The sequence below is a fragment of the Mammaliicoccus sp. N-M50 genome, from assembly GCF_022386995.1.
GTDB classification, from domain to species: domain Bacteria; phylum Bacillota; class Bacilli; order Staphylococcales; family Staphylococcaceae; genus Mammaliicoccus; species Mammaliicoccus sciuri_A.
Window position 1 is genome coordinate 80436 of sequence record NZ_JAJNJA010000001.1, and the last position, 14788, is coordinate 95223.

Here is a 14788-nt window from a genome sequence, read left to right on the forward strand (position 1 = left end):
CTCTTGGCTTATTTAGGACGTTAAGCCATGACTTGGACGATCTCTTGGCTTAATTAGGACGTTAAGCCATGACTTGGACGTTCTCTTGGCTTAATTAGGACGTTAAGCCATGACTTAGGCTATCTCTTGGCTTTACTCAGTCGTTAAGCTATGACTTGGATTCCTTCTATTGTACATCCCCCTATATTCAAACAAAAAACTGCCCATAATAGGCAGTTTTTTTATATTGATTCTGATACTTTTTTAGAGAAATACATTGTGTTGACTAAATATAAAATGATTAATAATGACACACTAAAGAATTGATTATTATCTGAAGAAACCGAGAATATTGATGCTAGTGCTATACATCCAATTATTAATTGTTGGTTCAGTGTATAAGTTTTTTGTAGTGCAATTAATGTAATATATTGTTCTCCACTATCCATCATATCAATCATTTTTTCATTTAATTTTTTATCTCCTGCTTTAGGATAGTTTCGCTCTGGGTATAATTTTCTCAATTTAGATAAATGCATATATGATATTGGTGCTGTTGCTATTAATGAAATCATCGCAATTAACAATGATAGCATACTTGGTTCTTTTGTTAAATTAATGACGATATTTAGTATTGTTAATGCTATTGTCATAATAATACCAAGCAATATGGGTGGATAAATTAATGTTTTTTCTAACTGTATTTCTATTTCATCCTCATTTTCTGGATTTGTTTCATATTTTCTATATTTTTCAGCTTTTTTATAAACGTTTAATAAAATGATAAATAAAATGATTAATGCGATTGCTAGAATAATGGCTGTAATATCAGTTTGCACGGTCGTAAGTTCAATTTCTAAAAAGTCATGTCCTTTTTTAAAAATACTTGTTAGTAATCCTCCTACTAGACCACCGATCAACATATATAATATTAAGTTACCTATTAACATAATTTTATTCTTTTTCATAATTCATCCTCCTCGAATATGAAAACATCTTCAACATTTTCTTTGAGTATTCTTGCTATTCTAACAGCAGTCAATACAGATGGCATAAAGTTATTCCGTTCTATCAAAGAAACTGTTTGTCTTGAAATACCTGCTCTTTTAGCCAATTCAGTTTGGTTAAATCCTTCCCGAGCTCTTAACTCTTTTACCCTATTTCTCATTTGACCACCACCTACATTTATCAATATACATGATTATAGTCAAAATGACAACTATACTTGTCATTTTGATATATATAATTGTCACAACTACTATGTATAAGAATGCATATCTTTGTTAATTTATTAAAATCATATTTACTTATTTGTAATTATATGTGAAGATTAAATAATTACATATTTCAGAATATTTTGAAGGGGGTATTTTTATGGATCATTTTGGCTTTTGGTCGATTATTCCTCCAATTATAGCCATCATTATGGTATTACTTACGAGAAGTGTTATTGTTTCATTATTTTTAGGATTATTTTCAGGCATACTCTTGTTAACGAGTTTTCATCCGATATCTTCTTTAAAAAAGTTACTTGGAGATTATTTGTATAGCACAGTTGCAGATGAATATAATGCTGGAATACTCATTTTGTTAGTGTTTATCGGTGGATTTGTTGCGTTGCTTGAAAATTCAGGTGGTGCAAAAGCATTTGCAAATCGGTTTATATCTGGTGCGAAAAGTCGTATCAAAATCCAACTTGCTGCTTGGTTTAGTGGTATTATAATATTCTTTTCAGAAATGGGCACACCTTTAATTGTTGGACCAATTTATGAAAGTTTATTTGATAAAGCGAAGATTTCTCGAGAAAAATTAGCTTGGATTATTGATTCAACTGCATCGCCAGTTTCTGTAATGGTACCGTTTATTGGTTGGGGCGTTTATATTATGGGGTTAATTGATACAGAATTTAAACGATTAAGTATAGATATGTCCTCATGGGATGCCTTTATGGTTTCATTACCCTACTTTATTTATCCAGTCCTTGCGGTATTAATCGTTCCTCTTATTATTTTATTAAAATTAGATTTCGGACCTATGAAAGCAGCTGAGGATCGAATAATGAATACTGGACAAATTTATTGGGACAATGCGAAACCATTAAGAGAAAGTGTGGAAGTCGATAAAGATGTTGAAAATAAAAGTAAACCTATTTTAATTTGGTTACCTATCGTCATCTTAATTGTTTCATTGTTTACATTATTAGCACCAAAAGGCTTTCCATTCCAAAGTGTGGAAGGAAAAGATTTCAGAATAGCTTTAAGTTTATCTTATTTCTTTGCTGCTATTTCTATTATCTTATTAATGTTATTTTATAAAGTTAAAACTATTAGCCAGTCATTAAATATTTATACTTCCGGTATGAAAAACATGACAGATATTTTAGTTATTTTAGTATTAGCATGGTCATTAGGCGGTGTATTGGACAAATTAGGAACGGCTAACTACATCGTTCAAGTTATCGATGGCACGATACCACCTGCTATAGTACCTGCTTTAATATTCCTAGTTGGTGCATGTATGTCTTTCGCAAACGGAACATCTTGGGGAACATTTGCAATTATGTTACCACTCGCAATTCCATTAGGGTATCATTTAGACATTTCGTTAGCAGTTTGTATTGGAGCTGTTATTTCTGGAGGTATTTTCGGCGATCATAGTTCTCCAATATCAGATACAACCATATTATCATCAACAGGTGCTGGTGCTGACCATAAAGATCACAATAAGACCCAAGTACCGATTGCTATATTTAATGGCGTTGTAACAACGATTGCCTTACTTGTTACAAGTATGATTGATTTTAAATTCACACTTATTTTAGCTATCTTATTCATGATTTGTGGCGTCTTCATTATTAATCAAGTTCAGAAATATCGGTATAATCATTAAAAAAGAGGTGGGATTTTTCCCACCTCTTTTCATTATTTCCATTTAAGCGCTCTAAAAATTTGTTCAGTTTGTTGTTCAATGAGTTTATCACCATTATTCATAGCATCTTCTAAAGTCATAGGACCATTTGCAATACTAAATGCCGCAGTTAAACCTTGTTCGTGAAGTGCTGATAATGGCATCTCAACCGTACCACCAATAGCGATAACAGGTATTTGATAAGACTTTGCAATTTGTGCAATTCCTGATATGACTTTACCACCAGAAGTTTGACCGTCAATTTTACCTTCACCAGTAATAATCAAGTCTATTTCATTCTCATTAATAATATCTTTAAAATTCACAAAATCTACTACAAGTTCGATACCTCTTTTTAATTCTGCATTTAAGAACGCTAACATGCCACCTGCTGTTCCACCTGCAGCGCCAGCACCTTCTATATTGCTTATTACTTTGCCTTTAATTGTCTTAATAACATCTGCAAAATGAATAAATGATTGATCTAGCCTTTCAACGATTTCTGGAGTTGCACCTTTTTGAGGACCAAATATATAACTCGCCCCTTGTTTACCAACGAATGGATTCGTCACATCGCAAGCAATTTCAAATTTCACATCATGTATTTGTGGCATCACATTTGATTCATCTATCGTAACAATGTTATGAATATGTTCTGCACCTAATGGTATATCTACACCATTTTCATCTAAAAATTGATAACCTAATGCTTGTAACAAACCAATTCCCGCATCATTTGTAGCACTTCCACCTAAGCATACAATAAAATGTTTAATACCTTTTTCAATGGCATCTTTAATAAGTAAGCCTGTTCCATAAGTGGTCGTATGTAATGGATTAAGTTCTTCTTGTTTTAGTAAATCAATCCCTGAACTTGTTGCTAGTTCGATAATAGCTGTCTTTCCATCGCCAGTTATACCATAACTTGATAGTAAAGGTCTTGATAACGGATCTATACTATTAACTTCTACTACTGTTCCTTTAGTTGCTTGCACTAAATTAATCATCGTACCTTCTCCACCATCTGCCATTGGAAGAAGAAACGTTTTAGTTTCAGGATCTACTGTTAAAATGCCACGTTCTATCGCTTGCGCAGCACTGAGTGCATCTATACTACCTTTAAAGGAATCTGGTGCAATTAATACTTTCATGAATAACGCCACCTTCTTAAGATTTCGTTCTAATTATATGTTACAGAAAAATTATAAAATTAACAGATTTAATTAATAAAATGGGAAGAATATTGGTAATAGAATCATTGAAACAATGATAGATAAAATAATTAGTGGGATACCCGCTATAGCATAGTCTTTAAACTTAAATCCACCAAGACCATAAACCATTGTATTGGCAGGCATACCAATTGGTGTTGCAAATGCTAGTGAACCACCGATTACAGTCGCCATTAATACAGCGCTAGGATCAGCTCCCATACCATTTGCTATAGAAATACTAATCGGAACTAATAATGCAGTTGTTGCTGTGTTAGACATAAAATTCGTCATCGTAGCAGATAATACGAGTATAACAAATAATAATACATACGGTGATGGGTCTTTACCTAATGTACTCATTAATGAACTGGCTATCACCTTTCCTGCACCAGATACTTGAATAGCATTTGCTAAAGCAAGTGAACCTACAAATAATAGTATCGTATTCATATCAATTGATCTCATTGCCTTTTTCTCAGGAATAACTCTTGTCGCTATTAATACTAAAGCACCGATCCATGCAGAAACATGTAACGCAATACCTATTTGCTGTTCAAAAATCATTGCAATAACGGTTAAAATCAATACGCCTAAAGACATAACTTGTTTCCATTTTGGAACCTTTGAATAATCAACTTCTTGTGCATATATTGAATCTTCTTCAAGATCGACTTCTTCTCTTTTAGGTAATAATTTATGTCCAATTAAAGTGAAATATAATATACCGATAATCAGAATTGGTAATCCTACTTTTGCATATTCAAAAAATCCAAATCCATCACCTATTTGTTTAAGCGCTGATTGTGCAATCATGTTACCAGGTGCACCAATTAAACTTAAGTTACCACCCATTGCAGCTGCAAAAACTAATGGTAATAGTAAAGTAGATCTTGAAAAACCGGATTTTGCTGCAATACCAATTACAACTGGTATTAAAACTGCTGCAGTACCTGTATTAGAAAGTACCCCTGACATTAAACCAGTTATTAACATTACAGAAATAATTAATTGTCTTTCAGTTTTAGCAAATTTTGTGACGATTCCCCCTATTTTTTGAGCCATTCCCGTCTCGAAAAACGCGCCACCAACAATAAACATAGCCATAAATAATAGTACGTTACTATCAACGAATCCTGCAAAAGCTTCTTCAGGTTTAAGTACGCCTGTAATGACTAATCCAATTGCGACGATCATCGCAGTTACAGCTAACGGTATCTTTTCCCAAGCGAACATAACTATTGCAAATACTAAAAATATTAAAGTAATTATTGAACTATCCATACTAAACACCCCTTATTCCAAAATTTGATAGCGTTTTCATTTCAATCATCGTACATTAACGTATACATTAAGTCAATAATTTAGTGAAATATTTTTCTTTTTAAGTTATATGTTGACATTAACGTATACATTATTTAATAATGGATGTATCACAAAGAAACAGGAGGTTATTTAACATGTCACAACAAAAAACATTTAAAATTGCTGTCATTCCAGGTGATGGTATTGGTAAAGAAGTTATTAACGAAGGGGTTCGTGTATTAGATCATTTAGCAGAGCAATCCAATAATCAATTTTCATTTGATTTTGATTACTTCCCTTGGGGATGTGAGTATTATTTAGAAAATGGTCGCATGATGGCGGAAGATGGGCTAGAAACATTAAAAGACTATGATGCTATATACTTTGGTGCTGTTGGGTTCCCAAATGTTCCCGACCACATTAGCTTATGGGGATTGAGAATTGCTATATGCCAAGGATTTGACCAGTGGGCTAATATTCGTCCAGTTGAATTTTTACCAGGTGTTGAAAGTAAATTAAATCATCCTGATGTTGAATCTTTAAATTGGGTACTCATCCGTGAAAATTCTGAAGGTGAATATTCAGGTGTTGGTGGTCGAAACTTCACTGGTAGAGGTGAAGGAAATGAAGTAGCCGTTCAATCATCTTTATTTACAGAAAAAGGCTGTGAACGTGTTATTAGATATGCTTTTGAAACTGCAAGAAAGCGTAAACGAAAAAAAGTAACAAGTGTTACTAAAAGTAATGCGCAACAATATGGGATGGTATTATGGGATGATGTATTTAAACGCGTGAGCAAAGAATATCCTGATGTTGAAACTGATCAATGGTTAGTTGATGCTATGGCGGCACACTTTGTGTTACATCCAGAAGATTTAGAAGTCGTAGTTGCATCTAACTTATTAGCAGATATTTTATCTGACTTAGGTAGTGCATTAGCAGGTAGTTTAGGTATTGCAGCAAGTGCAAACTTAAATCCAGATCGTCGTTATCCAAGTATGTTTGAATCAGTTCATGGTTCTGCACCAGATATTGCTGGTAAAGGTATCGCAAACCCTATTGGAGCTATTGGTAGTGCAGCATTAATGTTAGATCATTTAGGATTAAAAGAAGAAGCAAATCAAGTCAATGAAGCTATTAAGAAAGCGACTGGTTCTGGCGCACTTACAATAGACATTGGTGGTAATACAACAACTAAAGAAATGGCAGATTCAATTATTGAGAACTTACATTCAAATGTGAAGCAATAATTTTATTCGTAATCATTTTATATAACCGCACGTCTTTCTGTTATAATGAGAGAAACTCATTTTAAGAAAGACGTGTATTTTTTATTATTTGAATGAGGAGGATACGACATGTCAGAAGAGCATCAAATTGAGTATGATTCTTTAAAAGGAAAACTTCTAGACATCGCTAAACAGTTAGATGAACAGCGATTACCTATTCGTGCTTATCATATATTACGTATTGCGATTAAAAATTTAATACTTGAGCCAGGTCAAACAATTTTAGAAAGAGAAATTGCTGAAGCTTTAGAAATGAGTCGTACACCTGTTAGAGAGGCGTTAGTGAGACTACAAACTGAAGGATTACTGACTTTAATTCCGAGGCGTGGCTTTCATATCAATCCGATAAAAAAGCATGATTTGAAGGAAATCTATGAAATTACTGAAACATTAGATGGTTTGGCAGTAGAATTAGCGACAACTAAAGTGACAGAAGAAAATATAGCACATTTAAAGCATTTAATAGAATTACAACAAGAACAACTTGAACAAAATAATTTATACGAATGGTCGATATTAGATGATCAATTCCATGCAGATTTAATTAGTTTTGCAAATAATACACGCTTAAGTAGCGTTATTAATATTCATGCAGACCAATTATTTAGAGCTAGATTATTCACAATCAATGATCGTCCTGTTCCATATCAATCTATCGTTGAACATAAAGCGATTATTGCATGTATAGAAGCTAAAGATAAGCATGCAGCACGATTAGCTATGCAATCTCACAGAAAAAGATCGTGGGGAGAAATTGTTAATTCATTAAATGACTAGATTAAAAAACCATAAACTTTAATTAAAAAAAATGTTTATGGTTTTTCTTTATACTTTATTTTATTGATGAGTATACGTTAAATCCCAACCTATACCAAATTTATCTATTACTTTTGCATATGTTTGACCCCAGAAAGTTTGTCCAAGTTCCATTTGAACTTGTCCACCTTCTTTAAAGATATTATAAACTTCATTAATTTGTTCTTCTGTTTCAAATTCTAAAACAATATATATATTGTGATTCTTATGAAGTGAATCATCGTCATTTGGGATATCAGAAAACATAAATAAATGACCATTAACTTCTAATTGTGCATGTATAATTCTATTAGGATCTTCGGAGGCATCTACACCTGCGTCACCATAAGTTTGTGATTCTCTTACGCTTCCATCTAAGGCTTCACTATAAAACGCTAACGCTTCTTCGCAAGTTCCGTTAAAGTAAAGATAAGGTGTAACTTGTTTAATCACCATGCACCACTCCCCATATTTGATTGTTAATCAAAATAAGTATATAAATGTGCAAAGAGTTTGTCAAATGTTAATAAAATTTACATTTTTAACACATAGTGATTATTTTTTGTATTTCATCTATAATTGGCTAGATTATGAATACTTTCTTCTTGTCTACTATATGTGTTATTGACACTCATTTCATTTGTAAGCAATGCTAATGCTTCATCACGTTCTCGCTCAAATGTATCTATAAATAAATTCAGTTCACGAGCTCGTTCTGGCACGAGTTGTGTAAGTGAAATATTTAATGCTGAATACTTCTCATGTTTATCACTTAACTGTTCTGTAAAACTCCAGATTACTCTAAATATATCCATCGTAATATTCGTGCCATCTTTTAAAGTATAAGTTTTAGAGATTGTATTGACATTACTTTTCAGTGAAAAAGCAATTGTCTTAACTAATAAATTTCTAGATCTTAGTTGCTTTGTTAAACGTTCCACTTGTTGAAGAATGATTTCTTTCATCTCATAATATTGGTATTGTTTCTCAAGCGCGACTTCACATTTAATGTTCGGATTATAAATACTATGCGCTTCTCGTACAGTATTAGTATCTATTCCATTGCTGATTAAATTCAATTCCTTACCCATCGTTCCATATAATTGTGTTAATTTATTAACTGGATAGCGTGCTAAATCTCCAACAGTATATAAACCAAGCTCATTTAATTCCTTTTCTAACCGATCATTTATCCCCCACACTTTATGCAATGGATGTATCGGCCACACTTTATCTCTTATATCGCTATAATTTAATACTCCAATTGATTGATCATGTTGGTAAGACTCGTTATCTAAAGCCAACTTGCTCAGCAACATATTCGGTCCAATACCTATATGACAATTCAATTGTGTTTCTTGTTCTATTTCAGTTCGGATTCTTGCAGCAAATTCACTTGGATTATCACAATATTGTTTATAATAATCTGTCACATCAATAAAAATTTCGTCTACACGATGTTGTTGGATATCAACTTCATGTACATAATTAAGCAATACTTTATAAATAGCATTTGCATAGTTTATATATTGTTTCATATTTGGATTAATGATAAAGATATCATTTCTGTGTGGTATTTCAAATAGACGTGAACCGGTCTTGATTCCTAATTCTTGTAATGGCTCAGTAGCTGAAATAACGATGGCGCCTTGCCTTTTCGTATCAGAAATAACAGCTAATTTATTTTCATTTGGGTTAATACCTTTAGAAACACATGACACATTTGCAAAAAAATTATGATGACTTAAACATAAAATATATCTCTCTTGGAAATCACTGTAATTGTACATCACATCACCTCCCAGAACATTTGTTTGTATTATCATTATATACGAACACTTGTTCTATTTCAAGGAATTTATTTTGTCTTAATAAAAAAGTCCTACAAAGATTAACCTCTGATAGGTCAACTTTGTAAGACTTCATTATAAGTTATTGTACTATACTTAATTTTTCTTCGTCGTCAGCGCCAATTGACTGATCGATATGAACATGTGTCTTTAAAAATATTTCTTCTGGCTCGCCTTTGAATTCAATTTGTTCTAATTTAAATTCAAATTCGTATTCTTGATGGTCTTTTTTCTTAATCAAGAAGGATTGATTAACTTTATGCTTATGCAGTTCATAATCAAATTCCGAAAAATCACTATCCTCATTTTGATTATTGACGCGTTCAATAAGTGACAATTCAATATATTTAACTTCTAAATCACATGAACCGCCTTTAAATATTACTTTACCTTTTATAGGCTCTTCTTCATTAAAAGTCATTTTTTCTAAACGCGTATCGATTGTTAGATTACCGACACCTATAGAGGTAAGTAACTTTTCAAACATAATACAAATCCCCCTTAATCTTCATTAAAGATAGTTTAACTCGATTAAACTAAAATTTAAAGTGATTAAAGAGGATTTTTTAATTATTGTTGATTATTTTTTTAACAATCGTCAATTTTCAACATAAACTTACTTATATAAACCTAAAGCTTTCGAAGTTGATGTATTAATTTCATTAAATAAATCTGGATTATCAGATAAATTTGTTCTAAATGAAGGAATCATTTGTTTAATTTTATCTTCCCAGTTTACAAATTCATTAGGGAAACATTTTTCAAGTAACTGCAACATAACATGTACAGCAGTAGAAGCACCTGGAGAGGCACCTAATAATGCAGAAATAGAGCCATCTTCACTTGTTACAAGTTCAGTACCAAATTGTAATGTACCCTTTCCGCCTTCTTTTGTATCTTTAATGACTTGTACACGTTGACCAGCGATCACGATATCCCAATCTTCTAACTTAGCAGTCGGTATAAATTCTTTTAGTTCTTCTAGACGCTTTTCATCTGACAATAAGACTTGTTCTACTAAATATTTCGTTAATCCCATTTCTTTTAAACCAGCTGATAACATCGTAAAGATATTATTCGGTTTCACTGAACCAAATAAATCTAAGTTTGAACCAGTTTTTAAGAATTTAGGTGAGAAACCAGCAAATGGTCCAAATAATAATGAACGCTTACCTTCAATGTATCTAGTATCTAAATGTGGTACTGACATTGGTGGCGCGCCAACTTTTGCTTTACCGTATACTTTAGCATCGTGTTTAGCAATAATTTCTTCATTATTACATACCATAAATAAACCACTAACTGGAAAACCTCCAATATTAGAAGCTTCTTTTATGCCTGTTTTTTGTAAAAGTGGTAAGCTACCGCCACCAGCACCGATAAACACAAATTGAGTATTGTGATATTCAACCTTTTTAGTTTCGGCATTATAGATTTTTAATTGCCATGAATTATCTTCATTTCTTCGAATATTCTGAACAGAATGATTATAATTTAACTCTACGCCTTGGTCTTTTAAGTCACTTAATAGTGAGCGTGTTAAATTCCCAAAGTTTACATCTGTACCAGATTCAATTTTAGTTGCGGCAATTCTTTCATCTTGAGAACGCCCTTCCATCATAAGTGGCATCCAATGCTTTAACGTTTCAAAATTATCTGTAAACGTCATACCATTGAATAATGGATTTTTTGATAATGCATCACATCTATTTTTCAAAAATTGTACATTTTTGTCTCCATACACAAAACTCATATGTGGTACAGGACGAATAAATGATTGTGGATCTGTTAAACTACCTTTGTTTACTAAATATGTCCAAAATTGCTTTGATAATTGAAATTGTTCATTTATTTGAATTGCTTTATCAATATTAACTGAACCATCCGCCTCTTCTTTAGTATAATTCAATTCACATAATGCTGAATGACCAGTTCCCGCGTTATTCCATTCGTTAGAACTTTCTTCAGCAGGTTTTGATAATTTTTCAAATAATTTAATTTCTAAGTTTGGTGATAATTCTTTAAGCATTGTACCTAAAGTAGCACTCATAATGCCTCCACCAATTAATATTACATCTGTTTTCTTATGTAAAGCATTCATAATTAACTACAGAGCCCCTTTCAATATTAACCATTTCGACTAAATATATGTCCATAAAAAATATACAAATGAATAATTTGTATGAATTAATCTATGTATTACTACTATTATAAACCTTATACTTTCATTTAAAAAGTGACAACAAGTGCACAATGTGTAATAAGTTAATTTTATTATTAAGTTACATTAAAATAGTCGAGAATTAGTATAACTTAATTAATATATCTATATAAATAGTATAACACATTCCCTAAATGAAGGTTTAAAAAAATTCTATTAACATTTATAGTTTACATAATATTATTATGATATTTACATAAAAATACTTATATTATAAAAAATTTGGGTATTATAGTGGTATAATCAAAACAAAAATATTTTAAAGGAGTTTTTTATGAAAGCTTTCATTAATTTACTTAAAAAAGGAAGCAAGTCTTCGCTTTCTGCTGCAATTGTTAACTTTATTTTAGGTTGTTTAAAGTTATTTGCTTTTATCTTTACAGGAAACATTGCGATGTTTGCTGAAATGATGCACTCTTTCGGTGATGCAGCAAACCAACTTTTCGTATTTTTAGGATCAGCATTTTCTAAAAGAAGTCCGAATGAGAAGTTTCCTCTTGGATATGGAAGATTAATTAACCTCGTCTGTTTAATAGCTGTCATTATTGTAGGTATTTTATCTTATGAGACTGTTAAAGAAGGTTTTCACCATATTGTTCATCCAAATGAAACTGGTGGACCAATATTATTCTTCTGGATTAATATCGCTGTTCTAGCTATCGGTATTATTTTAGAAGGTAGTGTTTTAAGAAAAGCTGGTAAAGAAATCTTGGAAGAAGCTGGTGAAAGCAGTAAAGGATTATTGACACCATTTACTAAAAGTTATTTACTGATTGGTAAAGCAAAACCTGCAACAAAATTAGTATTCATGGAAGATACTGTTGCAACTGGTGGTGGTATTATTGCCGTTCTTTCAATCATTATCGCAAGATTAACAGGATTGGGTATGTTAGAAGGTATTGCTTCAGTCATTATTGGTGTGATGATGTTTATCGTTGTGGGTATTATCTTCATTGAAAATGCACAAGGCGTTCTTGGTATTGCAGATCATGAATCTGAAATACATGCTTCACGTGTCATATTAGATGATAAAGCAATTAGTGATATTAAAAGACTCGCTGTTATTAAAGAAGGAGAAGCACTTCATATAGAATGTTTATTAGAAGTTAATCACAATTATACACTTAAAGAGTTGTCAGATATCAGAAAACGGATTATATTAAAATTGTTAGACTTATCTCATGTTGAAGATGTGAACATTGAATTCATAGAAGATGACGGTCAAACAGACTGGAATGGAGATAGTGGTCCTTCAGCAAATATTCAATATAATAAGGAGCGTTTATAATGCCAATCGTAAACATTAAATTAATTGAAGGTAGATCTGATGAACAATTGAAAGGTCTTGTAAAAGATGTTACAGAAGCTGTTCATCAAAATGCAAAAGCACCAAAAGAAAATATTCATGTCATTATTGAAGAAATGAAACCTGAACACTACGGTGTTGCTGGTACTCGTAAATCTGATTCATAAGAACTATATCAATATAAAAAGCAATAAATGGTCACTTTGACCATTTATTGCTTTTTTAGTTTCCTTAATGATTAATCGTTAAGAAATTTCTTAATTGCTTCTTTATTTTTTTCTTTGTCGATTTTTAATACTGCCCCATTTTCAATATCATTCTCATTTGTATAAGAACCTTTAACAGGGACTGTTAACGTCTTAATATCTTTATCGCCTCTAGCTAAGAAGCTAGCTCCCGTTTTGTAAATTGTTTGGTCATCTAAATTGGTATTAACATAACCTCTAGCAATACCAGCTAATTTCGGTGCTTTAACAACTGAATCTACACTCATCAATTCTGATTTTAGTGCAGTCATAACTTGTTGTTGTCTTCTAACACGACCAAAGTCACCTTCTTCATCGTGTCTAAAGCGCGCATAACCTAATAATTCTTTCCCGTTTAAATTATGTTGCCCTTGTTTTAAAGAAACACCAATTTTTGCAGACATATCTTTTTCAACATCGATTGGAACGCCTTTAGGTGCAATTTCATCGACCATTTCTTCAAATCCATCAAAATCGATAATTGCATAGTATTCCGGATCAATATCAAGGTTCTTCTTCAATGTCTTACGTAATAATTCAGGTCCGCCTAATGAATATGCAGTATTAATCTTATAATTACGATAGCCACCTGGGATTTCTGAATAAATATCTCTCATGACAGATACAATTTTGAGATCTTTTTTCAAGTAATCGTATTGAACAATCATAATTGAGTCTGTTCTAGGTTGTGAATTATCTACTTTGCGGTCCTCACCTAATACGAGCACATTTACTTTACCATCATTCCGCGTTGTACTATTGAATTTATGTAATTGTTGCTTTTTACCGTTATCTGATGAAACTTTCAAACCAGATTTATAAGAAGCATTAATGTAAAATCCAAGTCCAATTAAAAGTAAGATGATACCTAAGAAAATAAAAGGTCTTTTTTTAATTCTACGCTTTTTTCTTCTTGTAGGTATATTCGTTTGACGATTATCTTCAGTTTCTGATTGATTATGCGAAGTCATTGTTACCAACCTTTTATCTTCAAAATTGAGTCTAATTATATTATAATGAGACTCATACATTAAGTTAACCAATTTATATACTAAAAATCAAGAAAAATTGCAAAGCTAACTTAAAAATAAGACTTGAGACTGAATAAAGGATGGTAAAAATATCATGAATATGAATAAAGCGTATTTTGCAGGAGGATGCTTTTGGTGTATGGTTAAGCCATTTGACCAATATGAAGGAATAGATAAAGTGACTTCAGGTTATATGGGTGGAACAACTGAAAATCCAACATACGAAGAAGTAAAAAAGGGTGATACCGGACATTATGAAGTTGTCGAAATCCAATATGATGTAGCTTTATTCTCATATAATAGACTGCTAGAAATATATTTTGCAATTATTGACCCTACTGATGCTCATGGACAATTCCAAGACAGAGGTACGCAATACGAAACAGCTATTTTCTATACAAATGATGATCAGAAGAAACTTGCTGAACAATATATCGAACAACTCAATAAAGAATTACCAGAGGGAAAATCAGTCGTTACAAAACTATTACCATATAAGCCTTTTTATAAAGCTGAAGATTATCATCAAGATTTCTATAAGAAGAATCCTGAAAGATATCAAGAAGAACAAACAATTAGACAAAGTTTAAAATAAACAAGTATAGCATAACAGTATCGTATACAATTATGCTATACTGTTATTTTTATA

15 protein-coding genes are annotated in these 14788 nt (G+C 31.8%); 6 read left to right on the forward strand and 9 right to left on the reverse strand.

All coding sequences use genetic code 11. From position 1 onward, the window contains the following. Positions 1-221: 221 nt before the first annotated feature. Positions 222-947 carry a DUF3169 family protein gene (locus tag LQ622_RS00380; RefSeq protein ID WP_126477882.1) on the reverse strand — a complete coding sequence of 242 codons (726 nt, stop codon included), beginning with the start codon at positions 945-947 and terminating at the stop codon, positions 222-224. Then, complete coding sequence (locus tag LQ622_RS00385; protein ID WP_025905978.1) at positions 944-1147, reverse strand: helix-turn-helix transcriptional regulator; 204 nt, start codon at positions 1145-1147, stop codon at positions 944-946. Before LQ622_RS00385 ends, LQ622_RS00380 begins: the two co-directional genes overlap by 4 nt. 206 nt (positions 1148-1353) lie before the next feature. On the opposite strand from LQ622_RS00385, the gene LQ622_RS00390 reads away from it, so the two are divergent. Further along, complete coding sequence (locus LQ622_RS00390) at positions 1354-2868, forward strand: Na+/H+ antiporter NhaC family protein (RefSeq protein WP_126477883.1); 1515 nt, start codon at positions 1354-1356, stop codon at positions 2866-2868. A gap of 32 nt (positions 2869-2900) precedes the next feature. Here the strand turns inward: LQ622_RS00390 and LQ622_RS00395 are convergent, their stop codons facing one another. Beyond that, positions 2901-4037: a glycerate kinase gene (locus LQ622_RS00395; protein ID WP_037587974.1), complete on the reverse strand. Its 1137-nt coding sequence runs from the start codon at positions 4035-4037 to the stop codon at positions 2901-2903. Positions 4038-4109: 72 nt separating this feature from the next. Further along, positions 4110-5381, reverse strand: coding sequence for an SLC13 family permease (locus LQ622_RS00400; RefSeq protein WP_037587973.1), 1272 nt, complete (start codon positions 5379-5381; stop codon positions 4110-4112). 176 nt (positions 5382-5557) lie between these two features. Between LQ622_RS00400 and LQ622_RS00405 the strand changes: the two genes are divergently transcribed. After that, a complete protein-coding gene (locus tag LQ622_RS00405) occupies positions 5558-6652 on the forward strand; it encodes a tartrate dehydrogenase (RefSeq protein ID WP_037587972.1) in 1095 nt (364 codons plus the stop codon). A gap of 108 nt (positions 6653-6760) precedes the next feature. Then, positions 6761-7468, forward strand: coding sequence for a GntR family transcriptional regulator (locus LQ622_RS00410; RefSeq protein WP_126477887.1), 708 nt, complete (start codon positions 6761-6763; stop codon positions 7466-7468). Between the two features lie 60 nt (positions 7469-7528). Here LQ622_RS00410 and LQ622_RS00415 read toward each other — a convergent pair whose 3' ends face one another. The 4 genes from LQ622_RS00415 to mqo all read right to left on the reverse strand — a co-directional run bounded on the left by LQ622_RS00415 (position 7529) and on the right by mqo (position 11437). Further along, positions 7529-7942: a VOC family protein gene (locus tag LQ622_RS00415; RefSeq protein ID WP_185805844.1), complete on the reverse strand. Its 414-nt coding sequence runs from the start codon at positions 7940-7942 to the stop codon at positions 7529-7531. A 113-nt stretch (positions 7943-8055) separates the two neighbouring features. Beyond that, positions 8056-9276 carry a Y-family DNA polymerase gene (locus tag LQ622_RS00420; RefSeq protein ID WP_126477888.1) on the reverse strand — a complete coding sequence of 407 codons (1221 nt, stop codon included), beginning with the start codon at positions 9274-9276 and terminating at the stop codon, positions 8056-8058. Between the two features lie 142 nt (positions 9277-9418). Next, entirely contained in the window at positions 9419-9823 is a 405-nt protein-coding gene (locus LQ622_RS00425) for a sporulation protein (protein ID WP_239774522.1), read from the reverse strand. A gap of 129 nt (positions 9824-9952) precedes the next feature. Next, on the reverse strand, positions 9953-11437 hold the full coding sequence (gene mqo, locus LQ622_RS00430) for a malate dehydrogenase (quinone) (protein ID WP_037587966.1): 1485 nt from the start codon (positions 11435-11437) through the stop codon (positions 9953-9955). Positions 11438-11831: 394 nt separating this feature from the next. Between mqo and LQ622_RS00435 the strand changes: the two genes are divergently transcribed. Both LQ622_RS00435 and LQ622_RS00440 read left to right on the forward strand, forming a co-directional pair. Then, entirely contained in the window at positions 11832-12845 is a 1014-nt protein-coding gene (locus LQ622_RS00435) for a cation diffusion facilitator family transporter (RefSeq protein WP_196307476.1), read from the forward strand. Further along, positions 12845-13030 (forward strand): 2-hydroxymuconate tautomerase, encoded by a 186-nt coding sequence (locus tag LQ622_RS00440; protein WP_037560206.1) that lies wholly within the window; start codon positions 12845-12847, stop codon positions 13028-13030. The genes LQ622_RS00435 and LQ622_RS00440 overlap by 1 nt, the downstream gene beginning before the upstream one ends. Before the next feature lie 71 nt (positions 13031-13101). On the opposite strand, the gene LQ622_RS00445 is transcribed toward LQ622_RS00440, so the two are convergent. Then, positions 13102-14079: an LCP family protein gene (locus LQ622_RS00445; RefSeq protein ID WP_037587964.1), complete on the reverse strand. Its 978-nt coding sequence runs from the start codon at positions 14077-14079 to the stop codon at positions 13102-13104. A gap of 154 nt (positions 14080-14233) precedes the next feature. Here LQ622_RS00445 and msrA point away from each other — a divergent pair, with 154 nt between their 5' ends. Continuing rightward, positions 14234-14734, forward strand: a complete 501-nt coding sequence (gene msrA, locus LQ622_RS00450) for a peptide-methionine (S)-S-oxide reductase MsrA (protein WP_037587960.1) — start codon at positions 14234-14236, stop codon at positions 14732-14734. Positions 14735-14788: the final 54 nt, after the last annotated feature.